This is a genomic window from Pararhizobium antarcticum, from assembly GCF_001885585.1.
Taxonomy (GTDB): domain Bacteria; phylum Pseudomonadota; class Alphaproteobacteria; order Rhizobiales; family Rhizobiaceae; genus Pararhizobium; species Pararhizobium antarcticum.
The window spans coordinates 51,054-75,846 of the sequence record NZ_LSRP01000140.1 but is presented as its reverse complement, the minus strand read 5'-3'; the positions used below and the strand labels follow the sequence as shown (position 1 = coordinate 75,846).

The 24,793-nt window shown below is 61.5% G+C and carries 20 protein-coding genes; 19 read left to right on the top strand and 1 reads right to left on the bottom strand.

The features are described 5' to 3' along the window. Positions 1 to 99 precede the first annotated feature (99 nt). Complete coding sequence (gene olsB, locus AX760_RS24225) at positions 100 to 987, top strand: l-ornithine N(alpha)-acyltransferase (protein ID WP_071835662.1); 888 nt, start codon at positions 100 to 102, stop codon at positions 985 to 987. A gap of 307 nt (positions 988 to 1,294) precedes the next feature. On the opposite strand, the gene AX760_RS24220 is transcribed toward olsB, so the two are convergent. Then, positions 1,295 to 3,580: an NADP-dependent malic enzyme gene (locus tag AX760_RS24220; RefSeq protein WP_071835570.1), complete on the bottom strand. Its 2,286-nt coding sequence runs from the start codon at positions 3,578 to 3,580 to the stop codon at positions 1,295 to 1,297. 104 nt (positions 3,581 to 3,684) lie between these two features. On the opposite strand from AX760_RS24220, the gene mutS reads away from it, so the two are divergent. From mutS to trmB, 18 genes are all read left to right on the top strand, one after another. Beyond that, on the top strand, positions 3,685 to 6,429 hold the full coding sequence (gene mutS, locus AX760_RS24215; protein ID WP_071835569.1) for a DNA mismatch repair protein MutS: 2,745 nt from the start codon (positions 3,685 to 3,687) through the stop codon (positions 6,427 to 6,429). A gap of 202 nt (positions 6,430 to 6,631) precedes the next feature. After that, on the top strand, positions 6,632 to 9,481 hold the full coding sequence (locus AX760_RS24210) for a [protein-PII] uridylyltransferase (protein WP_071835661.1): 2,850 nt from the start codon (positions 6,632 to 6,634) through the stop codon (positions 9,479 to 9,481). Next, positions 9,478 to 11,073, top strand: coding sequence for a murein biosynthesis integral membrane protein MurJ (murJ, locus tag AX760_RS24205; RefSeq protein ID WP_071835568.1), 1,596 nt, complete (start codon positions 9,478 to 9,480; stop codon positions 11,071 to 11,073). Before AX760_RS24210 ends, murJ begins: the two co-directional genes overlap by 4 nt. 9 nt (positions 11,074 to 11,082) lie before the next feature. Then, the gene (locus AX760_RS24200) at positions 11,083 to 11,475 is read left to right on the top strand and encodes a VOC family protein (protein ID WP_071835567.1); all 393 of its coding nucleotides are present in this window, start codon (positions 11,083 to 11,085) and stop codon (positions 11,473 to 11,475) included. Between the two features lie 115 nt (positions 11,476 to 11,590). Beyond that, positions 11,591 to 12,655 carry a tryptophan--tRNA ligase gene (trpS, locus tag AX760_RS24195; RefSeq protein ID WP_071835566.1) on the top strand — a complete coding sequence of 355 codons (1,065 nt, stop codon included), beginning with the start codon at positions 11,591 to 11,593 and terminating at the stop codon, positions 12,653 to 12,655. Between the two features lie 54 nt (positions 12,656 to 12,709). Beyond that, positions 12,710 to 13,201: a universal stress protein gene (locus AX760_RS24190; protein WP_071835565.1), complete on the top strand. Its 492-nt coding sequence runs from the start codon at positions 12,710 to 12,712 to the stop codon at positions 13,199 to 13,201. 134 nt (positions 13,202 to 13,335) lie between these two features. Then, a complete protein-coding gene (locus AX760_RS24185) occupies positions 13,336 to 13,905 on the top strand; it encodes a NifU family protein (protein WP_071835660.1) in 570 nt (189 codons plus the stop codon). A gap of 48 nt (positions 13,906 to 13,953) precedes the next feature. Then, entirely contained in the window at positions 13,954 to 14,619 is a 666-nt protein-coding gene (gene tsaB, locus AX760_RS24180; RefSeq protein WP_071835564.1) for a tRNA (adenosine(37)-N6)-threonylcarbamoyltransferase complex dimerization subunit type 1 TsaB, read from the top strand. A gap of 1 nt (position 14,620) precedes the next feature. After that, positions 14,621 to 15,118: a GNAT family N-acetyltransferase gene (locus AX760_RS24175; protein ID WP_071835563.1), complete on the top strand. Its 498-nt coding sequence runs from the start codon at positions 14,621 to 14,623 to the stop codon at positions 15,116 to 15,118. A gap of 75 nt (positions 15,119 to 15,193) precedes the next feature. Continuing rightward, the gene (gene olsA / locus AX760_RS24170) at positions 15,194 to 15,982 is read left to right on the top strand and encodes a lyso-ornithine lipid O-acyltransferase (RefSeq protein WP_071835562.1); all 789 of its coding nucleotides are present in this window, start codon (positions 15,194 to 15,196) and stop codon (positions 15,980 to 15,982) included. A 53-nt stretch (positions 15,983 to 16,035) separates the two neighbouring features. Continuing rightward, positions 16,036 to 17,436, top strand: a complete 1,401-nt coding sequence (gene miaB, locus AX760_RS24165) for a tRNA (N6-isopentenyl adenosine(37)-C2)-methylthiotransferase MiaB (protein ID WP_071835659.1) — start codon at positions 16,036 to 16,038, stop codon at positions 17,434 to 17,436. 30 nt (positions 17,437 to 17,466) lie between these two features. Beyond that, positions 17,467 to 18,522, top strand: a complete 1,056-nt coding sequence (locus AX760_RS24160; protein WP_071835561.1) for a PhoH family protein — start codon at positions 17,467 to 17,469, stop codon at positions 18,520 to 18,522. A 17-nt stretch (positions 18,523 to 18,539) separates the two neighbouring features. Further along, on the top strand, positions 18,540 to 19,046 hold the full coding sequence (gene ybeY, locus AX760_RS24155; RefSeq protein ID WP_071835560.1) for an rRNA maturation RNase YbeY: 507 nt from the start codon (positions 18,540 to 18,542) through the stop codon (positions 19,044 to 19,046). A 12-nt stretch (positions 19,047 to 19,058) separates the two neighbouring features. Further along, positions 19,059 to 20,231, top strand: a complete 1,173-nt coding sequence (locus AX760_RS24150; protein ID WP_071835559.1) for a transporter associated domain-containing protein — start codon at positions 19,059 to 19,061, stop codon at positions 20,229 to 20,231. A gap of 136 nt (positions 20,232 to 20,367) precedes the next feature. After that, positions 20,368 to 21,963 carry an apolipoprotein N-acyltransferase gene (lnt, locus tag AX760_RS24145; protein ID WP_071835558.1) on the top strand — a complete coding sequence of 532 codons (1,596 nt, stop codon included), beginning with the start codon at positions 20,368 to 20,370 and terminating at the stop codon, positions 21,961 to 21,963. A 155-nt stretch (positions 21,964 to 22,118) separates the two neighbouring features. Next, a complete protein-coding gene (locus AX760_RS24140; protein ID WP_071835557.1) occupies positions 22,119 to 22,538 on the top strand; it encodes a helix-turn-helix domain-containing protein in 420 nt (139 codons plus the stop codon). A 193-nt stretch (positions 22,539 to 22,731) separates the two neighbouring features. Then, entirely contained in the window at positions 22,732 to 23,994 is a 1,263-nt protein-coding gene (metK, locus tag AX760_RS24135; protein ID WP_071835556.1) for a methionine adenosyltransferase, read from the top strand. A 97-nt stretch (positions 23,995 to 24,091) separates the two neighbouring features. After that, positions 24,092 to 24,790 (top strand): tRNA (guanosine(46)-N7)-methyltransferase TrmB, encoded by a 699-nt coding sequence (gene trmB, locus AX760_RS24130; RefSeq protein WP_071835555.1) that lies wholly within the window; start codon positions 24,092 to 24,094, stop codon positions 24,788 to 24,790. Positions 24,791 to 24,793: the final 3 nt, after the last annotated feature.

The following is a 24,793-nucleotide window of genomic DNA, read 5'->3' as shown; positions in this document are numbered from 1 at the left end:
AGCGCGTGGTTTGCCCTTTTCCTGCCCGTCCAATGTCACTATCCTGTCGCAGAAACATGGTTTATGCCGCAGCAGGATCAGCGGGTCGGGGTGATGACGATGACGGTGGAAATTCTGGATAGGGCAATCCTTGCTGACGTAAAGCAGCCCCCCATGCGCAATCTTGCTGCGCCTGCCGCAGGTGTGCTTGGCCGGATTGGCAATCTTGAAACGCGCCTTGCCCGCAACAATTCCGAGATCGATGCGGCCCAGGCCGTGCGCTACAAGGTTTTCGTCGAGGAGATGAAGGCGCAGATTCCGCAGGCTGCCGATCGCCGCAAGCGCGATGCCGATGCCTGGGACCTGGTCTGCGACCACCTTCTGGTGCTTGACACCGCAATCGATGGCGATCCGGAAGACCAGATCGTCGGCACCTATCGGCTGTTGCGCCAGGATGTCGCCGAAAATACCGGCGGTTTTTATTCCGCATCCGAATTCAGGGTGGACAGCCTGCTGAAACGCCATCCCGCCAAGCGCTTCATGGAGCTTGGCCGGTCCTGCGTGCTGCCGCAATACCGCACCAAGCGCACGGTGGAACTGCTCTGGCAGGGAAACTGGGCCTATGCGCTGAAATACGGCGTCGACGCCATGTTTGGCTGTGGGTCTTTCCCGGGCACGGTGCCGGAAGAACATGCGCTTGCCCTGTCCTTCCTGCATCACAATGCGCTGGTTGGCGCGGACTGGGATGTTTCGGCCCGTCCGGAACTGTTCCGCACGATGGACCTGATGCCGTCGGAAGCGATCAACATGCGCAAGGCGCTTGCCGCCCTGCCGCCCTTGATCAAGGGTTACATGCGCCTTGGCGCCATGGTCGGCAACGGCGCTGTCGTCGATCACGCCTTCCGGACGACGGATGTCCTGATCGTGCTGCCCATCACCAGCATATCGGGCCGCTATCTCAACTATTACGGTGCGGATGCCGGGCGCTTTGCAGCGCAGGTTTCCTGATCGACACGGATCCTGTGTGAATTCACCGAGGAAACAGAGTGGTTTCCAGGATTGGTTAAGGTGCGCGAATTTCAAAGAGAATAGTGGCCGTTCCGTTGTGTTGCGCATGTCTATTGAACGGATGAATTTTATAACGAAAACTATATTGGACAATAAAACGCGCAGGCTTGGGGGCTTCCAAAAGGTGCCGTAACACCGGATGGTTTGCTCTCCTTTTCATAAACTGAAAAATATTGTAGATCGCCCGCCTCCCTTCACAGGGAGGCGGGATTTTTATTGTCTTGAGCCGGTGCGAAATTGCTTTTCGCTATGCGCCCGCATTGTGGGCTGCAATGGCCGCCATGTTGACGATGTCGGAATCCTTGGCCGTCATGGAAACGATCTGCACGGACTTGTCGAGACCGACGAGCAAGGGACCGATGATCGTCGCGCCGCCCAGTTCCTGCAGCATCTTGGTCGAGATCGAGGCCGAATGGAACGCCGGCATGACCAGCACGTTGGCGGGGCCGGAGAGGCGGCAGAACGGGTATTGTTCCATCACCCGGCTGTTGAGCGCGACGTCGGCTGCCATCTCGCCGTCATATTCGAAATCGACGCGGCGCTTGTCGAGCATGTTGACGGCTTCACGCACCCGCTCGGAGCGTTCGCCGGAGGGGTTGCCGAAGGTGGAGTAGGCCAGCATGGCAACGCGCGGCACATAACCGAGCCGCTTCGCAAGGCCGGCTGCCTCCTCGGCGATGTCGGCCAGTTCCTCCGACGAGGGCATGTCGTGGACTGCCGTATCGGCGACCAGCACGGTGCGGCCGCGGCACAGCGCGAGCGACACGCCGATGACGCGGTGGCCAGGTTTCGGATCGATACAGCGCCGCACGTCTTCCAGCGCCGTCGAATAGTTGCGCGTCAGGCCGGTGACCATGCCGTCGGCATCGCCAAGCGCCACCATGGAGGCGGCGAAATGGTTGCGGTCATTGTTGATCAGGCGCTGGGCATCGCGGAAGAGGTAGCCGGAGCGTTGCAGGCGGGCGTAGAGATAGTCGGTATAGGCGCCGATCCGCTTGGAGATGCGGGCATTGACGATCTGGATGCCGGGCCTGTCGAGATCGATCCCCTCCCGTTCCGCCGTCTCGCGCATGCGATCCTCGCGGCCGAGCAACAGTGCCGTCCCAAGGCCCTGATTGGCATAGGCGATCGCCGAGCGCATCATCAGCACTTCCTCGCCCTCGGCAAAGACGATGCGCTTGGGCTGGCGGCGCACCCGCTCGTAGATGCGCTGCAGGGTGGAGGCGATCGGATCGCGGCGGGCGGAAAGCTGGCGGCCATAGGCCTCGAGATCGGGGATCGGCTTGCGCGCGACGCCGGTTTCCATCGCAGCCTTGGCAACCGCCATCGGGATCGCCGAAATCAGGCGGGGATCGAAGGGCACGGGGATGATGTATTCGGCGCCGAAGCGCGGCCGGTTGCCCTGGTAGGCGGCGGCGACATCGTCCGGAACATCCTCCTTGGCAAGGCTGGCAAGAGCTTCGGCCGCCGCGATCTTCATCGCGTCGTTGATCGTCGAGGCGCGCACGTCCAGCGCTCCCCGGAAGATATAGGGAAAGCCGAGCACGTTGTTGACCTGGTTTGGATAGTCCGAGCGCCCGGTCGCCATGATCGCGTCGTCACGGATGCGGGCGACTTCCTCCGGTGTGATTTCCGGATCGGGATTGGCCATGGCGAAGATGATCGGCCGGTCGGCCATCGAGCGGATCATGCCTTCCGAAAGTGCGCCCTTCTGCGAGAGGCCGAGAACGACGTCGGCGCCGTCCATGGCGTCCTCCAGCGTGCGCTTGTCGGTCTTTGCCGCATGGGCCGATTTCCACTGGTTCATACCCTCGGTGCGGCCCTGGTAGATGACGCCCTTGGTGTCGCAGAGGATGACGTTGTCGGGGGCAAAGCCCATCGCCTTGATCAATTCGATGCAGGCAATGGCCGCAGCGCCGGCGCCGTTGCAGACGAGCTTCGTCGTCTTGAAGTCGCGGCCGGTGAGCGTCAGTGCATTGATGAGACCGGCGGCTGCGATGATCGCAGTGCCATGCTGGTCGTCATGGAAGACCGGGATGTCCATGATCTCGCGCAACCGCTGCTCGATGATGAAGCATTCGGGCGCCTTGATGTCCTCAAGGTTGATGCCGCCGAAGGACGGGCCGAGGAAGCGGACGCAGTTGATGAATTCGTCGACATTTTCGGTGTCGACTTCGAGGTCGATCGCATCGACGTCGGCAAAGCGCTTGAACAGCACGGCCTTGCCTTCCATGACCGGCTTGGACGCCAGTGCGCCGAGATTGCCAAGGCCGAGGATCGCCGTGCCGTTGGAGATGACCGCCACCATGTTGCCACGGGTCGTATAATCATAGGCAGTCGAAGGGTCGGCGGCGATCGCCTTGACGGGCACGGCGACGCCGGGCGAATAGGCAAGCGACAGGTCGCGCTGCGTCGCCATCGGCTTGGTCGGTGAAATCTCCAGCTTGCCCGGCCGGCCCTGCGCGTGAAAATCCAGTGCTTCCTGATCCGTGACGCTTTTGCGCGTGCCTTTATCCTTGCCCGTCTCCGACATGTTGTCTCCTCACCCTCTTGTGGGCCAGCGCTTCTGCGTGCCTCTTTGTTGTTGTCTTCTATAAACACCCGTGAATAGTGTGGCACCACTTTTTTAGGAAAACCATGACATTCGTGACTGAGCCTGCCGCCCGAAACAATGTAGTCCTGTCCGCCGCGCAACTGGCGACGGAGGAAAGCCGGGCCACGGCCACGCCGATGATGGAGCAGTTCATCGAGATCAAGGCGAACAATCCCGATTCGCTGTTGTTCTACCGCATGGGCGATTTCTACGAGCTGTTCTTCCAGGATGCCGTCGATGCATCCCGCGCGCTCGGCATCACGCTCACCCGGCGCGGCCAGCATCTCGGGCAGGATATTCCGATGTGCGGCGTGCCGGTGCATGCGGCGGACGATTATCTGCAGAAGCTGATCGGGCTCGGTTTCCGCGTCGCCGTCTGCGAGCAGATCGAAGATCCCGCTGAAGCCAAGAAACGCGGCGGCAAGTCTGTCGTCAAGCGCGATGTGGTGCGCCTCGTGACGCCGGGCACGATCACCGAGGACAAGCTGCTTTCGCCGTTCGAATCCAACTACCTGATGGCGCTGTCCCGTATCCGGGGCGGGGCAGAGCCGACCCTCGCGCTGGCCTGGATCGACATTTCCACCGGCGTCTTCCGGCTGGCCGAGACGGCGGAAAACCGGCTGCTGGCCGACATCCTGCGCATCGAGCCGCGGGAACTGATCCTTGCCGATACGCTCTTCCACGATCCCGAGATGCGCCCGGTGCTCGATGTGCTCGGACGGGTCGCTGTGCCCCAGCCGGCGGTGCTGTTCGACAGCGCGACGGCGGAAAACCGCATCACCCGCTATTATGGCGTCAAGACGCTGGATGGTTTCGGCAGTTTTTCCCGCGCCGAAATGGCCGCGGCATCGGCCGCGATTTCCTATGTCGAAAAGACCCAGTTTGCCGAACGGCCGCCGCTTGGCATTCCCGAGCGGGAAAGTGCTGCGTCGACCCTGTTCATCGATCCCGCGACACGCGGCAATCTCGAACTGGTCAAGACCCTCTCCGGAGATCGCGCCGGCACGCTGCTGAAAGCCCTCGACCGCACTGTGACGGGGGGCGGCGCGCGGCTTCTGGCCGAACGGCTGATGTCGCCGCTTACAGAGCCTGAGCGGATCGGCACGCGGCTCGATTCGATCGCCGCGCTCGCCGGCCAGCCATCCTTCTGCCTCGACCTGCGCGATGTCCTGAAGCGCGTGCCCGACATGCCGCGCGCCCTGTCGCGGCTGGCGCTCGGACGCGGCGGACCGCGCGATCTCGGCAGCATTCTCGCAGGCTTGCAGACCGCAGGGCAGGTGGCACTCCTTCTGGAGCGCGGCACGCTGTCCGATGAACTTTCGCAGACGCTGTCGGCAATCCGCGCACTGCCGGAAACGGTAGCCCGGAGCCTCGGCGCCATGCTGTCGGAAGAACTGCCGCTCCTGAAGCGCGACGGCGGCTTTCTGCGCGCCGGCGCCGATGCCGATCTGGACGAGATGCGCGCGTTGCGCGACCAGTCGCGCCGGGTGATCGCTGCCCTGCAGCTGCAATATGCCGAGGAGACCGGCGTAAAGGCGCTGAAGATCAAGTACAACAATGTGCTCGGCTATTTCATCGAGGTCACCGCCCTCAATGCGTCTGCCCTGACGGAGAGCGACGCGGCCAAGGCGCGGTTCATCCACCGCCAAACCATGGCCGGTGCCATGCGCTTTACGACCACCGTTCTCTCCGAGCTCGAAACAAAGATCGCCAATGCGGCAGACCGGGCGCTGGCGATCGAACTGCGTGCCTTCGATGCGCTGACGGCCGAGGTGGTCGCTGAGGCCGAAGCCATCAAGGCGGCGGCTGCGGCGCTGTCGGTTATCGACGTCACAGCCGGCCTCGCAACCCTAGCCGAAGAGCAGGCCTATTGCCGCCCGGTGGTCGATCAATCGATGATGTTTGCCATCGACGGCGGCCGCCATCCGGTGGTCGAACAGGCACTGCGCCGGCAGGCCGGAGCGACGTTTGTCGCCAACACCTGCGATCTGTCCCCCCAGGACGGTGAGGGCAACGGCGCGATCTGGCTCCTGACCGGTCCCAATATGGGCGGTAAATCGACCTTTCTGCGCCAGAATGCGCTGATCGCCATCATGGCGCAGATGGGCTCCTTCGTTCCGGCGACGTCTGCGCATATCGGCATCGTCGACCGGCTGTTTTCGCGTGTCGGCGCCTCGGATGATCTGGCCCGGGGACGATCGACCTTCATGGTCGAGATGGTGGAAACGGCGGCGATCCTCAACCAGGCAACCGATCGTTCGCTTGTCATCCTCGACGAAATCGGCCGGGGCACGGCCACCTTCGACGGTCTGTCAATCGCCTGGGCGGCGGTCGAGCACCTGCACGAAGCCAACCGTTGCCGTGGCCTTTTCGCCACTCATTTCCACGAGTTGACCGTGCTGTCGGAAAAACTCGCCCGTCTGTCCAATGCGACGATGCGGGTCAAGGAATGGGATGGCGACGTGATCTTCCTGCACGAGGTCGGTCCGGGTGCCGCCGACCGGTCCTATGGTATCCAGGTGGCGCGACTGGCCGGCCTGCCGGCCTCCGTCGTCGCCCGCGCCAAGGATGTGCTGGCAAAGCTGGAAGACGCCGACCGGAAGAATCCCGCGAGCCAGCTGATCGACGATCTGCCGCTGTTCCAGGTGGCGATTCGCCGCGAGGAAAGCGCCAAGGCTGGCCCGTCCAAGGTCGAGGAGGCTTTAAGAGGCCTCAATCCGGATGATATGACCCCGCGCGAGGCGATGGACGCGCTTTATGCGTTGAAGAAACAACTTGGCAAGGCTTGATCGTGACAGCGCTGCGCATCAAATATGATGCGCAAAGGTCGCTGTAACACTTTAAATCTGCTGCATAATTTTATCCTTAAATTGATTCAGATTTAAGGAATTGTGCGGTAGTTTGCCTTTTGTCGACAAGGCAAAAGGTCTATAGCGCATGAAAACAGAGCGGCTCGCGGTTGAGGCCGGACAGGACAACGGTCGGCATTTGATGGCCAAGCACGAAACGGCATTTCCCGAAATTCTCGATGTCGCGGCGTTGAAGGCCCGGTGCGATTTCATCGCTTCGGCGCATGCGGAATCGCGCGATCCGATGCGGCAGGCGCTGCTGGCCGCATTCCGTGCTGCCAATCTCGAAGGCCGCGAAAGAGCCCGCAAACTGCTTCTGGACGATGGCAGCGGCCTGAAATGCGCCCAGCGCATCTCCTGGCTGCAGGATCAGCTGATTTCTATCCTGCATGCTTTCGTGCTCAATGAGATCTTCGACGCGGCCCATGCGCCAGACCAGACGCGCATCTCCGTTGCCGCCGTCGGCGGTTATGGCCGTGGCACGCTGGCGCCGGGCTCCGACATCGATCTTCTCTTTCTCCTGCCGATCAAGAAGGCTGTCTGGGCAGAACCTGCGATCGAGTTCATGCTCTATATCCTGTGGGATCTCGGCTTCAAGGTTGGCCACGCGACCCGCACCATCGACGAGTGCATCCGTCTGTCGCGCAGCGATATGACGATCCGCACCGCCATTCTGGAAACCCGGTTCATCTGCGGTTCGCGCCCGCTCTGCGACGAACTGGCGGCACGCTTCGACGAGGAAATCGTCAAGAACACCGGCCCGGATTTCATTGCGGCCAAGCTTGCCGAGCGCGACGATCGCCACCGCAAGGCCGGCGACACCCGCTATCTGGTCGAGCCGAACGTCAAGGAAGGCAAGGGCGGTCTGCGCGACCTGCACACGCTGTTCTGGATTGCCAAGTATTTCTACCGCGTCAAGGACAGCGCCGATCTCATCAAGCTCGGCGTGCTCTCCCGCCAGGAGTACAAGCTTTTCCAGAAATCGGACGATTTCCTCTGGGCCGTGCGCTGCCACATGCACTTCCTGACCGGAAAATCCGAGGAGCGGCTGTCCTTCGACATCCAGCGCGAGATCGCCGAATGCCTCGGCTATCACGATCATCCGGGTCTCTCGGCGGTCGAACGCTTCATGAAGCACTATTTCCTTGTCGCCAAGAATGTCGGTGACCTGACGCGGATCTTCTGCGCTGCGCTGGAGGATCAGCAGGCAAAGCAATTGCCGGGCCTCACGGCGGTTTTCAACCGTTTCACCAATCGCACACGCAAGATTGCCGGTTCGCTGGAGTTCGTCGATGATGGCGGGCGCATTGCGCTTTCGAGCCCCGATGTCTTCAAGCGCGACCCCGTCAACCTGATCCGCATCTTCCACGTTGCCGATATCAACAAGCTCGAATTCCACCCGGCCGCTCTCAAGCTGGTGACCCGGTCCCTCAGCCTGATCACGCCGGCGCTGCGGGACGACGAGGAGGCCAACCGGCTGTTCATCGCGATCCTGACCTCGCGCCGCAATCCGGAACTGATCCTGCGGCGGATGAACGAGGCCGGCGTACTCGGTCGCTTCATTCCCGAGTTCGGCAAGATCGTCTCGCTGATGCAGTTCAACATGTACCACCACTATACGGTGGACGAGCATCTGCTGCGCGCCGTCCACGTCCTGTCGCGCGTCGATCAGGGCAAGGACGATGATGTCCATCCGCTGGCCGTCAAGCTGATGCCGGGCATCGAGGATCGCACCGCTTTGTTCGTCGCCGTGCTCCTGCACGATGTCGCCAAGGGCCGGCCGGAGGATCATTCGACCGCAGGCGCCAAGGTTGCGCGCCGGCTCGGCCCGCGTTTCGGCCTGACGCCGAAGCAGACCGAAACGGTGGCCTGGCTGATCGAGGAACACCTGACCATGTCGATGGTTGCGCAGACGCGCGATCTCAACGACCGCAAGACGATCGTCGATTTTGCCGAACGGGTGCAGTCGCTCGATCGGTTGAAGATGCTGATGATCCTCACGGTCTGCGATATCCGGGCCGTCGGCCCGGGCGTCTGGAACGGCTGGAAGGGGCAGTTGCTGCGCACCCTCTACTATGAAACCGAGCTGATGATATCCGGCGGCTTCTCCGAAGTGCCGCGCAAGGAGCGGGCGAAACACGCCGGCGAGGTTCTGTTCAACGCGCTCTCCGACTGGAGCCAGAAGGACCGCAAGACCTATACCAAGCTGCATTATCAGCCCTATCTCCTGTCCGTGCCGCTCGAGGACCAGCTGCGCCATGCGCATTTCATCCGCGAGGCCGACAAGGCCGGGCGGGCGCTGGCGACCATGGTCCGCACCCACCAGTTCCATGCCATCACCGAAATCACCGTTCTGTCGCCGGACCATCCGCGACTTTTGGCTGTTATCGCCGGCGCCTGTGCTGCAGCGGGTGCCAATATTGTCGATGCCCAGATCTTCACGACGTCCGACGGCCGCGCCCTCGACACGATCCTGATCACCCGCGAGTTCCCTGTCGACGAGGACGAAAAGCGGCGGGCGGCAAATATCGGCAAGATGATCGAGGATGTTCTGTCCGGCGCAAAACGCCTTCCCGAGGTCATCGCCAGCCGGTCGAAGAGCCGCAAGCGCACCAAGGCCTTCACGGTCACGCCGGCAGTCACCATCAGCAACACGCTGTCCAACAAGTTCACCGTCATCGAGGTCGAGTGCCTCGACCGCACCGGCCTGTTGTCGGAAATGACGGCTGTGCTGTCCGACCTGTCGCTCGACATCGCCTCGGCGCATATCACCACCTTTGGCGAAAAGGTCATCGATACCTTCTATGTAACCGATCTCGTCGGCCAGAAGATCACCAGCGAAAGCCGGCAGAGCAATGTCGCAGCTCGGCTGAAGGCGGTCATGGCCGATGAAGCCGACGAGGTGCGCGACCGCATGCCCTCTGGCATGATTGCGCCGCCGCAGGCGCCGCGCACACCTGTCGCTGCCCGGAAAGCCAGGGCTGAATCATGAGCCTCGTCCGGAAATTCGCAACCGTTGGCGGCGCAACGCTCGGCAGCCGGTTCCTCGGTTTTGCCCGCGAAACGATGATGGCGGCGGCGCTCGGCACCGGCCCGATGGCCGATGCCTTCTATGCCGCCTTCCGCTTTCCGAACCTGTTTCGCCGGCTGTTTGCCGAAGGTGCATTCAACGCCGCCTTCGTGCCGCTGTTTGCCAAGGAGATCGAGGCCAATGGCGTCGATGGCGCCAAGCGCTTCTCCGAGGAAGTGCTGGGCGTGCTGTTTTCGGTGCTGCTTCTGCTCACCATTGCCATGCAGCTGGCCATGCCGTGGGTCGTCGCCTGGGTGATTGCCCCGGGTTTTGTCGATGACCCCGAGAAGTTCGACATCACGGTCAAGCTGTCGATCGTCATGTTTCCCTATCTGATGTGCATGTCGCTGACGGCCATGCTGTCGGGCATGCTGAATTCGCTGCAGCATTATTTCGCCGCCGCCGTCGCGCCGATCTTTCTCAATCTCGTGCTGATCAGCGCCCTTGGTTATGGTCTCTGGACGGGGGCCGACCCGCTGGCAACGGCCTGGTATCTGTCCTGGGGCGTGCTGGTCGCCGGCCTTTTGCAGATGGCGGTGCTCTATATCGGCGTGCGTGCCGCCGGCATGAGCTTCCGTCTCAGGCGCCCGCGCATCACGCCCAACGTCAAGCGCCTGCTCTGGCTCGCGTTTCCGGCGGCCGTGACCGGTGGCATCACGCAGATCAACCAGCTCATCGGCCAGATGATCGCCTCCACCAAGGACGGCGCCATCTCGGTCCTGCAATATGCTGATCGTGTCTACCAGCTGCCGCTTGGCGTGGTCGGCATCGCCGTCGGCGTCGTGCTGCTGCCGGAACTGTCGCGCGCCCTGCGGGGCGGCCATGTCGAGGAAGCGGCGAACCTGCAGAACCGCTCGCTCGAATTTGTCCTGTTCCTGACCCTGCCGGCCGCCGGCGCGCTCTGGGTGATTTCCGACGAAATCGTCCGTGTGCTCTATGAGCGCGGCGCCTTCTCCGTCGATACGACATCGACCGTGGCCGCGACGCTGGCCATCTACGGCCTCGGCCTTCCGGCCTTCGTGATGATCAAGGCACTCAATCCCGGCTTCTTTGCCCGCGAGGACACGCGCACGCCGATGAAGATCATCGGTATCTCCGTTGTCATCAACTGCGTGCTTGCCGTCTCGCTGTTTCCGCTGTTTGCCGAGCGCGGCATCGCGACCGCCGAGGCCGTGTCCGGCTGGGTGACGACGATCCTCCTGTTCGTGACACTCGTCCGTAGGGGGCACTGGACTTGGGAAAATGCCCTTCTCAGCCGTGTTCTGAGGCTGATCGCGGCGACGGTCGTCATGGCACTCGCACTGAACTATGCCTCGCTCTACCTCGCCGGCTGGCTCGCGCCGCAATCCTCGCTGTTCATCCAGCTTGCAGCCCTGATGATGCTGATCGGCCTGGCGATGGTCGTCTATTTCGCCGTTGCCTTCCTGATCGGCGGCGCCGACCTGTCGATGATCCGCCGCAACATGAAGCGCAAGACGAACCCCGCGGAGCCCTTGCCTCCGGGCGATCTCTAAAGGGAAGCCATGAAACAGGTCATCGCCCGCATCACTCTGGTCGTTCCGGATTATGACCTGGCGATCGCCTTTTATTGCGGAAGCCTCGGCTTTGATCTGCTGGACGATACGGACATGGGCGGCGGCAAGCGCTGGGTCGTTGTTCGGCCGCGAGGCGCGAGCGAAACAGCACTGCTGATCGCCAAGGCCGATGGCACAGCGCAGGAAGCGGCGATCGGCAACCAGACAGGCGGCCGGGTCGGCTTTTTCCTGTTCACCGACGATTTTGCACGCGATCATCAGGCCATGCTGGAAAAGGCCGTCAGCTTCCTCGAAGCGCCGCGCCATGAGCCCTATGGGACGGTGGCCGTCTTTGCCGATCCGTTCGGCAACAGATGGGACCTTCTGCAGCCTGCAGGCTGATCCCGCCGCCCGCGTTTTTCCTTGATCGGCGGGCAAGGGCGTTGCATAAGCGCCGCCAGCATCAACAGACCAGTTTCGGTACCCCAGGCCCTCCACAAGCCAGATCGAGGACATCATGTCAGACTTCAAGCCGCTCGTATTCTCCGGTGTCCAGCCGACGGGCAATCTGCATCTCGGCAATTATCTCGGCGCGATCCGCAAGTTCGTGGCGCTGCAGGAAAACAACGACTGCATCTATTGCGTCGTCGACCTGCACGCGATCACGGCGCAACTTGTGCATGAGGACATGCCCGGCCAGATCCGTGCCATTGCCGCGGCCTTCATCGCCTCGGGTATCGATCCGGAAAAGCATATCGTCTTCAATCAGTCGGCGGTGCCGCAGCATGCCGAACTGGCCTGGATCTTCAATTGCGTGGCGCGCATCGGCTGGATGAACCGCATGACGCAGTTCAAGGACAAGGCCGGCAAGGACCGCGAAAATGCGTCGCTCGGCCTGTTTGCCTATCCGAGCCTGATGGCCGCCGACATTCTCGTCTACCGCGCCACCCATGTGCCCGTTGGCGACGACCAGAAACAGCACCTGGAGCTTGCCCGCGACATTGCCCAGAAGTTCAACAATGATTTCATGGAGCATATCCGCCGCACCGATTACGGCGTTGATACCATGGTCGGCGAAGAGCATGTTCATGCCTATTTCCCGGCGGTCGAGCCGCTGATCGATGGCCCTGCGCCGCGTGTCATGTCGCTGCGCGACGGCACCAAGAAAATGTCGAAGTCGGACGCTTCCGACCTGTCGCGCATCAATCTGATGGACGATGCCGAGATGATCGCCAAGAAGATCCGCAAGGCAAAGACCGACCCGGATGCGCTTCCAAGCGAAGTCGAGGGATTGAAGGGGCGCCCGGAGGCCGACAATCTCGTGGGCATCTACGCGGCGCTTGCCGACAAGACCAAGGAAGAGGTTCTGCAGGAGTTCGGCGGTCAGCAGTTTTCGGTGTTCAAGCCGGCGCTGATCGATCTCTCCGTTGCGGTTCTTGCGCCAATCACCGGCGAGATGCGCCGCCTGATGGACGACACCAGCCACATCGACGGCATCCTGCGCAAGGGTGGCGAAAGAGCGCGCGTCCGTGCCGAAAAGACCATGAAGCAGGTGCGCGAAATCATCGGCTTCCTGCAATAGTCGCGATGAAAAAGACCTCTTGCAGCCGCCCGGAACGGGTGTAAAAGTTCCGCCATGGTTTCAACGCGACTCTCAAGACTGGAAGGTCACCGCCGCAAGTTCATGGCGGTGATCGACGATACGCCGGAATGTGGCCGGGCTGTTCACTATGCCGGCCTGCGCGCCAAGAATTCGAATGGCGGCCTGGTCCTGCTCTATGTGATTGCCGATGGCGATTTCCAGCAATGGTTGGGTGTCGAGGGCATCATGCGGGCCGAAGCGCGCGAGGAAGCGGAAGCCGTTCTGGCCAAGATCGCCCAGACGGTACGCGAGACGATCGGCATCGAGCCCGAAATGGTGATCCGCGAAGGCAGTGCCGCCGAGCAGATCCACGCGCTGATCGAGGAAGACCGGGACATCGCCATCCTGGTGCTGGCCTCCGGGTCTGCCAAGGATGGACCCGGCCCGCTCGTCTCATCGATCGCCGGCAAGGCGGCTGCCTTCCCGATCCCGGTGACAGTCATTCCCGATCTTCTCAGCAATGAGGAAATCGACGCGCTGAGCTGAGGCGATCATGCCTCTTTGCGGAAGCGAAAGCCTGGGTGTCGGGTCTTGAAGGCGTGGCGCGATCAGCTTATATTCTTTTGAATTATTCTAAACAGGCCGGTCGCGCGACGATGACGGCCGACGCGGAGATCAACATGTTCATCCAGACAGAAGCCACGCCGAACCCGGCCACCCTGAAATTCCTTCCGGGCAAGGTTGTCATGGAAAATGGGACGGCCGAGTTCCTGAACGAGGAAGAAGCAGCAGACGGTTCGCCGCTTGCCGCGCGCATTTTCGCCATTCCCGGCGTTATCGGCGTGTTCTTCGGCTATGATTTCGTGACGGTCACCAAGGAAGCGCAGGAGTGGCAGCATTTGAAGCCGGCCATTCTCGGCTCGATCATGGAGCACTTCATGTCCGGCCAGCCGATCATGGCGGTGGCCGGCGCCAGCGATGATGCCGACGATGTCGAGGGCGAGTTCTTTGCGCCCGGTGACGAAAGCATCGTCGCGACCATCAAGGAGCTGCTCGAAACCCGCGTGCGTCCGGCCGTGGCCCAGGATGGTGGCGATATCACCTTCAAGGGGTTTCGCGATGGCACGGTGTTCCTCAACATGAAGGGCGCATGCTCCGGCTGCCCGTCCTCGACCGCGACCCTGAAGCACGGCGTCCAGAATCTGCTGCACCATTTCATCCCGGAAGTTCAGGCTGTCGAAGCGGTCTGAGCGCATGACCGATGGGATGCCGATGCTGCTTGAATTCGTGTCGTTGCCATGATCGTTCTCGCACTCGATACGGCCGGAACCGGCTGTTTCGCTGCTGTTTATGACAGCGATGGCGATCAGGGGCTGGCACAGGCCGGCGCGGACATCGGCCGCGGACATGCCGAACAGCTGATGGGTTTTGTCGATGCGGCTTTGGCGGAGAGCGGCAAGACCCTTGCCGATGTCGGCCGGATTGCCGTGACCATCGGCCCGGGCTCGTTCACCGGCATCCGCGTCGGCGTGGCTGCTGCGCGCGGCTTTGCCCTGGCGCTGTCCATTCCGGCGGTGGGCGTGTCGACCCTCGCCGTCCTGGCGCGGGCGGCTAGCCTGAAACATCCAGGCATTGCTGTCTTTGCCGTCATGGATGCCAAGCGCGAGGAAATCTACGGCCAGATGTTCGATGCGTCCGGTGCCGCACGCACGGCGGCGAACGCCTATGGGATCGACGAGGCCCGAAGTCTCGCAGCCGCCTTCGACGGCGTTATCTGCGGCTCGGCGCGCGACCTCCTGCTGAGCGGCGAGATTGATGACGATGCGCCGCGTTACATCGCCGATATCGGCATCGTCGCCCGGCTTGGCGCCATCGCCGATCCAGCCCTCGGCAAGCCAAAGCCGCTATATCTGCGAGGCCCGGATGCAAAGCCACAACTCGGTTTTGCCGTGGCACGAGCGTGAGATGGCACTGACGGACTACTTTGTGCGCAAGCCCGAATTCGACATGTTCGCCATGAAAACGGCGGACCTGCCTTTTGCTGCCAGCATCCACAAGGCGTGCTTTACGCCCTCCTGGAGTGATGGCGAACTGCATGCGCTTCTGGTCCAGAACACGGTCTTCGGCTTCGTCGCGCGGCAGAGCAATGCGGCAAGCCGGCCGGTGACCGCTGGCTTCGTTCTGTCCCGGGTTGCGGCCGGCGAGGCGGAAATCCTGACGATCGGTGTCGAGCAGCGCTACGGTCGTGCTGGTCTGGGATGGCGTCTGATGCAGGCGGCCGTCCGCGAGGCGCGGGCGCAGAGCGCCGAAATGATGTTTCTGGAGGTCGATGAAGCCAATGCAGCAGCGCTCGGCCTCTATCGCAAGCTCGGTTTCCACAAGGTCGGAGAGCGCCGTGCCTATTATCAGGGCGTCGATGGCGCCCGCAGCGCCGCTTTGGTTATGAGGCTCGATCTTGTCTAGATCGCTGTCAAGCCTTCCCGCTCTGCGCACCCGGTCGCGATCCTGCCGGATGAACAGTCATCGGAGGGTGTCTGCGTGATCAACTGGACACGCATCATCGTCGCAATGGTTCTGCTCTCGCTGCTGACACTGGTGCTGGCCCCGCTGCAGATCGTTTTTCTCTGGCTTGGCCTCCCCATCCGCCGCACCTTGCCGCGCTACTGGCACCGGTTCGCCTGCGCCGTCATCGGCATCCGGGTGCGGGTGCACGGCACGCCAGACCGGCAGAGGCCGCTTCTGCTCGTTTCCAATCATGCGACCTGGAAAGACATTCTGGTCCTCGGCTCGATCGCCGACGTGGTTTTCGTCGCCAAGTCGGATGTCAAGAAATGGCCGGTCTTCGGTCTTCTCGCCCGGTTGCAGGCAACCATCTTCATTGATCGCGACCACAAGCGCACGACCGGCGTGCAGGTCAACGAGATCGGCCAGCGCCTGGCGGCCGGCGAGATCGTCGTGCTTTTCCCTGAAGGCACGACCTCGGACGGCAACAGGCTGCTGGAGGTTAAGACCTCGCTGTTCGGCGCCGCAGCCTCCGCCGTTCCGCATTCGCCTACCGGCGCCGTGCATGTCCAGCCGGTGGCGATTGCCTATACCGGAATTCACGGCATGCCGATGGGCCGCTATAATCGGCCGGTTGCCGCCTGGCCCGGCGATATCGGTCTGGCACCCCATCTGATGGGCGTCTTGCGGGAAGGGGCGATGGAAGTGGACGTCATCTTCGGCGAGCAGATTACATACACTGCAGCGAGCAACCGCAAGCAGGTCAGCCGCGAGATCGAGATACGGATCCGTGCCATGCTTGGCCTGAAGCTGCGCGGCCGCTGACGCCGCAAGGAAAGGGCTTCAATTTTGACCCCCTTTGCTCTATGGATCCGGCCATGACACAGGAAATTGCCATTATGTCCGAGAAGCCGGCAACGGCTGCGGAGATCCCGCCGATCCGCAAGGTTTTCGTCAAAACCTACGGCTGCCAGATGAACGTCTATGATTCCGACCGGATGACAGACGCGCTGGCAAAGGACGGCTATGTCTCGACGGACGTGCTGGAAGATGCCGATCTCGTTCTCCTGAACACATGCCATATCCGTGAAAAGGCGGCCGAGAAGGTTTATTCGGCGCTCGGGCGGCTGCGCGACCTGAAAAAGAAGAAAGCCGGCGAAGGCCGCGAAATGATGATCGGCGTTGCCGGCTGCGTTGCGCAGGCGGAAGGCGACGAGATCCTGCGCCGCGCGCCGTCTGTCGATCTGGTCATCGGACCGCAGACCTATCACCGCCTGCCCGAGGCCCTGAAGCGGGTTCGGCGCGGCGAGCGCGTGCTGGAAACCGATTATGCCGTCGAGGACAAGTTCGAGCATCTGCCGACACCCGACAAGGCCAGAACGAAAGCGCGCGGCGTTACGGCATTCCTCACGGTCCAGGAAGGCTGCGACAAGTTCTGCACCTTCTGTGTCGTGCCCTATACGCGCGGCTCGGAAGTTTCCCGGCCTGTCGCGCAGATCCTGGCCGAGGCGACGAAGCTGGTCGAGGCCGGGGTGCGCGAAATCACCCTGCTCGGCCAGAACGTCAATGCCTGGCACGGCGTCGGTGCGGATGGTGCCGAATGGGGGCTCGGTGAACTTCTGCACCGTCTCGCCGCGATCGATGGCCTTGCCCGCCTGCGCTACACCACCAGCCACCCGCGCGACATGGACGAGGCGCTGATTGCAGCGCATCGCGACCTGCCACAACTGATGCCCTACCTGCACCTGCCGATCCAGTCCGGCTCGGACCGTATCCTGAAAGCCATGAACCGGCGCCACACGACGGCCGAATACATCGCGCTGGTCGCCCGCATCAAGGCGATGCGTCCTGACATCGCCATGTCCGGCGATTTCATCGTCGGCTTCCCCGGCGAGACGGATGCGGACTTCGAGGACACGATGCGCCTTGTCGAGACCGTCGGTTATGCACAGGCATTTTCGTTCAAATATTCGACCCGTCCGGGAACGCCGGGCGCCGATCTTGGCGATCAGGTGCCGGAGGACGTGAAAGCCAAGCGCTTGGAAAGACTGCAGGAACTTCTGCTTTCCCAGCAGCGGGATTTTGCCCAGGCCTGTATCGGCCGCGACATCGAACTGCTGCTTGAGAAGCCCGGCCGCATGCCGGGGCAGTTGATCGGCCGCTCGCCCTGGCTGCAGTCTGTGAATGTTGATGCAAAAGCATCGCAAATCGGTGACATTATCAAAGTACGAATCACCGGTGCTGGCCCCAATAGCCTTTTCGCCGAAGCGATCAGCTAGGGGCCCGTTCACTCAAAGGAGCCTGACCGCTTGAACGGACACGAATTGGTTTCATCCTCGCCGCGCCAGTCAAAGACATCTGCGACAGACGCCAATCACTTCGTGCTGACATTCGAGAATAACCGGTATGCCAGCGAACTGTTCGGACAGTTCGATCAGAACCTGAAGCTGATCGAAGAGCGCCTGCATGTCGATGCCCGGCCGCGTGGCAACTCCGTTTCGATCTCGGGTGACATTCCGGCGACCAACCAGGCCCGTCGGGCGCTCGATTATCTCTATGGCCGCATCCAGAATGGCGGCTCGGTCGAGACGTCCGATGTCGAAGGGGCAATCCGCATGGCGCTTGCCGCTGACGATCAGCTCCAGTTGCCGACCATGGAGCGCAAGGCCAAGCTCAATCTCGCGCAGATTTCCACACGCAAGAAGACGATCGCAGCCCGCACGCCGACGCAGGACGTTTATATGCGTGCGCTGGAACGCTCCGAACTCGTCTTCGGCGTCGGTCCGGCCGGGACCGGCAAGACCTATCTCGCGGTTGCCCATGCGGCCCAGCTTCTGGAGCGCGGCGCGGTCGATCGCATCGTGCTGTCGCGTCCCGCCGTCGAAGCCGGCGAGCGGCTCGGCTTCCTGCCTGGCGACATGAAGGACAAGGTCGATCCCTATCTGCGGCCGCTTTATGACGCCCTCTACGACATGATGCCGGGCGACAAGGTGGAGCGGGCGATCACGGCCGGCGTCATCGAAATCGCGCCGCTCGCGTTCATGCGTGGCCGCACGCTTGGAAACGCCGTCGTCATTCTCGACGAGGCGCAGAACACGACCTCCATGCAGATGAAGATGTTCCTGACCCGTCTTGGCGAAAACGGCCGGATGATTGTCACCGGCGATCCGAGCCAGGTCGACCTGCCGCGCGGCGTCAAGTCCGGCCTTGTCGAGGCGCTGCAGATCCTGAAGGGGGTCGAGGGCGTCTCGGTCACGCGCTTCAAGGATGTCGACGTGGTCCGCCATCCGATGGTTGCCCGCATCGTGCGCGCCTATGAAGCGCAGACGGCAGTCCATGACGAAAGCGAGCAGAGCGACCGCTGAGGCGGTCGTTGATACCGATGACGACGCTTGATATTCAAATCAGTGTGGAGGAGGGCGACTGGCTCTCCGAAGACCAGCTCGACGCAGTCTGCCAGCGCGTGCTGGGCGAGAGTGCCGCTTTTCTGAAGCGCGAGGAAAAACAGCCTTTTCCAAAGACGCCGACCGAAGTGTCGCTGGTCTTCACCGATGATGCCTCCATCAGGGCCATCAACGCCGAGTGGCGCGGTCAGGACAAGCCCACCAATGTCTTGTCCTTTCCGGCCTATCCGATCACGCCCGGCAAGCGTCCGGGGCCGATGCTCGGTGATATCATTCTCGCGCATGAGACGGTTGCGCGCGAGGCCGAAGAACTGGGCAAGCCCTTCGATGACCACCTCACCCATCTTCTCGTTCATGGATTTTTGCATCTTTTCGGGTATGATCATATCGAAACGGATGATGCCGAAAGAATGGAGACACTTGAGACTGGCATTTTGGCGAGCCTTGGTTTATCTGACCCCTACGGGGACACTGACCCGGTATGACAGTTTGGAACAATGAGCGATTTTAGAGCGCAGCCCGTGGTGGCTGATACAGACGGGGCGGAATCCCCGGAAGGCGAGCCGGGCAGTAGTAGCAGTGCTGCCCAGAGACCTGATGGCGGCAGCCGGTCAAATTCCTCCTTCTGGTCGCGTGCGGCCCGGATATGGCGCAGCCCGAACGGCTCCAGCCTGCGAGACGACCTGACAGATGCCCTGCTGACGGATGCTGGAAGCGATGCGGCCTTTTCCCCTGCAGAACGCGCCATGCTCAACAACATCCTGCGCTTTCGTGAGGTGCGCGTCGAAGACGTCATGGTTCCGCGGGCCGATATCGAGGCCGTCGATCTCGATATCACCATCGGCGAACTGATGATCATCTTCGAAGAGTCCGGCCGCTCGCGCATGCCGGTCTACAGCGACAGTCTCGACGATCCGCGCGGCATGGTGCATATCCGCGATCTCCTGTCCTATGTGGCAAAGCAGGCACGCAACAAACGCCGCAGCAGCACGAAGGCTGCATCGGCAACTGTTGCAACACCGGGCGAGAAAGCCGAAAAGCCGGCACCACGCCAGCCGAAGGTGGGTTTCGATCTGGCGCGCGTCGATCTTTCCAAGACCGTTGAAGAGGCCGGGATCATAAGGCAGGTGCTGTTCGTGCCGCCGTCCATGCATGCCTCCGATCTGATGCAGCGCATGCAGGCTGCCCGTATCCAGATGGCGCTGGTCATCGACGAATATGGTGGCACCGATGGCCTGGCTTCCCTCGAGGATATCGTCGAGATGGTTGTCGGCGATATCGAGGACGAGCATGACGATGAAGAGGTGATGTTCGCCAAGACGTCGGATGACATTTTTGTCGCCGATGCCCGGGTCGAGCTCGAAGAGATTGCAGCGGCAATCGGCCCTGATTTCGATATTCGCGAGCAGCTTGAAGACGTCGATACGCTGGGCGGCCTCGTGTTCGCCTCGCTCGGCCGTATTCCCGCCCGCGGCGAAGTCGTGCAGGCGCTGCCGGGGTTCGAGTTCCAGGTTCTCGATGCCGATCCGCGTCGGGTCAAGCGCGTTCGCATCATTCGCAAACGGCCGGCGGCGCGCCGCAGGGTGGTTGCGAGGGGCGAGGAGGGTCCTGCGGGCCAGGGCAAGGAGCCGGATCTCGCAGTCCAGGACGAAATGACAACCGATCAATAGGCGCGCCGCTTTTGCCGGCACGACAAACACCCGCTTTTTTGGAAGAGTGCAAAACGATTGATTCGGTCGATCGTCGTTGCGCCTTTGATTCAGGCCGCCATTCCGGTGGGGAACTGCGCAAAACTGGGGGAACTGCATGGAACGGCTTGCTGGCAGCATCATGCTGTTGTCTGGATGGAGACGCGCACTGGTTGCAGTCCTGGCTGGTGCCATCGCTGTCCTCGCTCTGCCTCCGCTCGGCATATTCGCGGCTCCCTTCGTGTCGTTCACGCTTCTTGTCTGGTTGCTTGATGGCGCTTCCGGCGATCCGGATGCGGGCATTGTCCGGCGCTCCTTGCCCGCCTTTGCCATCGGCTGGTGGTTTGGCTTCGGATATTTTCTCGGCGGTATCTGGTGGCTCGGAAATGCCCTTCTGGTCGAGGCGGACGAATTTGCCTGGGCTCTGCCGCTGGCGGTGATCGGCCTGCCGGCAGTGCTTGCCGTCTATTATGGACTGGCTGCAGCTGTTGCTCGCCTGATCTGGTCGGACGGCATGGGGCGCATAACAGCGCTTGCCGTGGCATTCGGACTGGCGGAATGGCTCCGCGGCTTCCTGCTCACCGGCTTTCCCTGGAATGCAATCGGCTATGCGGCGATGCCGGTGCCGTTGATGATGCAGTCGGCCAGTATTCTCGGCCTGTCCGCAATCAACCTGCTTGCCGTCTTCGTCTTTGCTGCACCGGCACTCCTTGTGACGCGCAAGGGCAGGCTGCCGGGGATGGGCCTGGCCTTGCTGCTGGTCTGTGCGCATCTCGGCTATGGCGCATGGCGGCTTGCCCAACCGGCGCCGCAGCCGTCGGATCCGCAGACCGTTATTCGTCTCGTTCAGCCTGTCATCGACCAGGCGAAAAAGATCGATGATACTGAAAGAACAGCGATTTTTGAGGAGCATTTGGCCCTTGCCGCCGCTCCCCCCGAAGCGGATGGAAAGCGTCCGGACATCATCGTCTGGCCGGAAACCTCGGTTCCCTTCATCCTGACGGAAAATCCGGATGCCCTATTGCGTATCGCCGACGTGCTCCAGGAGGGACAGATTCTGATCGCGGGCGCGGTGCGCGCCGAAAACGTCGGTGCCGGCCTGCCACCGCGCTACTACAACTCGATTTACGTGATTGATGATCGAGGGCAGATCGTTGGCGCAACCGATAAGGTGCATTTGGTTCCTTTCGGAGAATACCTGCCCTTCGAGAGCATGCTGTCTTCCGTCGGCCTGAATGCGATCGCTGCCGCCATGCCCGGGGGGTTCTCGTCTGCTGTGACGCGCTCCCTTTTGACCTTGCCGGGTGGACGGTCACTGTATCCGCTGATCTGCTACGAGGCGATTTTCCCCGATGAAATCGATGACCGGGCGCTGTCGACAGCCGCCCTGCTGAACATCACCAATGATGCCTGGTTCGGCAACACACCCGGGCCATACCAGCATTTTCACCAGGCGCAGCTGCGCGCAGTCGAAAACGGCATTCCGCTGATTCGTGCCGCCAACAGCGGAATTTCCGCGGTGGTTGACGCGCGTGGTGGGGTGGTATCCGGATTGGCCTACAACGAAAAAGGTTTCGTGGACACAATTTTGCCGGGAAAATCGACTGTGATGGTCACACCTTCCGAACGGCATCGGATTTTCTGGCTGCTCGCGTTTCTCAGTCTTTCGGTTGCGCTGGTTTCCCGCACTGGTTTTATTTTTCGGGATAATTGACGAAAAACCCCTAAAATTGCATAGTGGTATTAGCCATCGATCTTCTCCAGAGCTAGGGGCCGTTTCATTCGACTGCACACCGTGGCGTGTAGTTGGCTCATGCGAACGTCCGAGATTCATGGATCAACAGAAACAGTGTGTGTTAGGACAACGTCATGATCGAAAATAAAAAGAAGCCGAACCCGATCGACATTCATGTCGGCAGCCGGATTCGACTTCGCCGTACCATGCTTGGTATGAGCCAGGAAAAGCTGGGTGAAGCCCTGGGCATTACATTCCAGCAGATCCAGAAATATGAGAAGGGCACCAACCGCGTTGGCGCAAGCCGTCTCCAGAACATTTCCAGCATCCTGAACGTTCCGGTCTCCTTCTTCTTCGAAGATGCCCCGGGCGACAACACCACCGGCGCCAGCGGCATGGCGGAAGCTTCGAGCTCGAATTACGTGGTGGACTTCCTGTCTTCGTCCGAGGGTTTGCAGCTCAACCGGGCGTTTGTGAAGATTGCCGATCCCAAGGTTCGTCGCAAGCTGGTGGACCTGGTCAAGGCGCTCGCGGCCGAAGCAGAAGCGGAATAAGGCTGGCGCAAGCCAGAATTGAAAAAAAGCGGCTTGATAGCCGCTTTTTTTATGTCCGGGGCGTGCTGTCTGTTGGACTGCCATCGTCTTCGCCAAGCTGATATAAAGATATATTTATGTCCTTGTGTGCTTGTTTTTTGGCGTCAGACTCAGTACCACGGTCAAAGCTTTTTTCATTGAGGGGACTTCCCGCATGCGCGCCAACTACCTGTTTACGAGTGAATCCGTGGCAGAAGGCCATCCGGACAAAGTGTGTGACCGGATTTCCGACGAAATCGTCGATCTTGTCTATCGTGAAGCTGCCAAGACGGGTGTCGATCCCTGGGGCGTGCGTATTGCCTGCGAAACGCTGGCAACCACGAACCGGGTCGTTATCGCCGGTGAAGTCCGCGTTCCCGATACGCTGCTGAAGAAGGACAAGGACGGCAAGGTCGTCAAGGACGCTGCCGGACATCCGGTCATCAATCCATCGAAATTCAAATCCGCCGCCCGCAAGGCGATCCGCGAGATCGGCTACGAGCAGGCCGGCTTTCACTGGAAGACCGCCAGGATCGACGTTCTCCTGCATCCGCAGTCGGCCGATATCGCCCAGGGCGTTGACAGTGCCGCCGACAAGCAGGGTGACGAAGGTGCCGGCGACCAGGGCATCATGTTCGGTTACGCCTGCAAGGAAACAGCCGAACTCATGCCGGCGCCGATCTATTATTCGCACCGCATCCTCGATCTGCTCGCCACGGCCCGCAAGAAGGGTGGCGGCGAAGCCGGTCGCCTCGGTCCCGACGCCAAGAGCCAGGTCACCGTTCGGTATGTCGACGGCAAGCCGTTCGAAGTGACCTCCATCGTGTTGTCGACCCAGCATCTGGACGAGAGCTGGGACTCGGCCAAGGTTCGCAGCGTCGTCGAGCCCTATATCCGCGAGGCCCTGTCCGACATCGCGATCGCCGAGGATTGCAACTGGTACATTAACCCGACCGGCAAGTTCGTCATTGGCGGCCCGGATGGCGACGCCGGCCTGACCGGCCGCAAGATCATCGTCGATACCTATGGCGGTGCAGCCCCGCATGGCGGCGGTGCCTTCTCCGGCAAGGATACGACCAAGGTTGACCGCTCGGCCGCCTATGCCGCGCGTTATCTCGCCAAGAACGTCGTGGCGGCCGGCCTTGCCGATCGCTGCACGATCCAGATCGCCTATGCGATCGGCGTTGCCCAGCCGCTGTCGATCTATGTCGACCTGCATGAAACCGGCAAGGTCACGGAAGATCAGGTCGAAGATGCGATCCGCAAGACGATGGATCTGTCGCCATCCGGCATCCGTCGTCATCTCGACCTCAACAAGCCGATCTACGCCAAGACGTCGGCATACGGCCATTTCGGCCGCAAGGCCGGTCGCGACGGCTCGTTCTCCTGGGAGAAGCTTGATCTGGTCAAGCCGCTCAAGGATGCGATCAAGGGCTGAAACATGGCCACGGCGCTGTAGACGCACCGGCCTCTGAAATTGTAAAGCGGATGTTTCCGGATGGAAATGTCCGCTTTTGCACGTGAAAGACCAAGAAATGACCGAACCGCACCGCACCCGCGCCACCGAGGCCTTTTTCGGCCGCCGCAAGGGCAAGCCGTTGCGCACGCAGCAGGCGGCGCATCTGGAGACATTGCTGCCGGCCTATAAGCTCGATCTGGCATCGCCGGCGCCGTCCGATATCCGCACGCTGTTTGCCCATGAGGTCGACCGTCTGCGCATGGAGATCGGCTTTGGCGGCGGCGAGCACCTGATCCACCGCGCCGTCGAAAACCCCGCGACCGCCTTCATCGGCGTCGAACCCTTCGTCAACTCCATGGCCAAGCTGGTCGGCCAGATCGAGGCCCGCGGCGCTGAAAACATTCGCCTGCACGATGACGATGCCACGCAGGTTCTGGATTGGCTGCCCGATGCCTGCCTCGACCAGATCGACCTGCTCTATCCGGATCCCTGGCCAAAGCGCAAGCATTGGAAACGCCGCTTCGTTTCGCCGGTCAATCTGGACCGGTTTGCACGTGTTCTGAAACCGGGGGGATTGTTCTGCTTTGCCTCCGACATCGATACCTATGTCAACTGGACGCTGCAGCATTGCCGCGATCACGCAGCTTTCGAATGGATGGCCGATAATGCGGCGGATTGGCTGACGCCCTATGCCGGCTGGCCGAGCACACGATATGAGGCGAAGGCAAAGCGCGAGGGCCGCAAATCCGCCTATCTGACGTTCCGAAGGCTTTAGCAA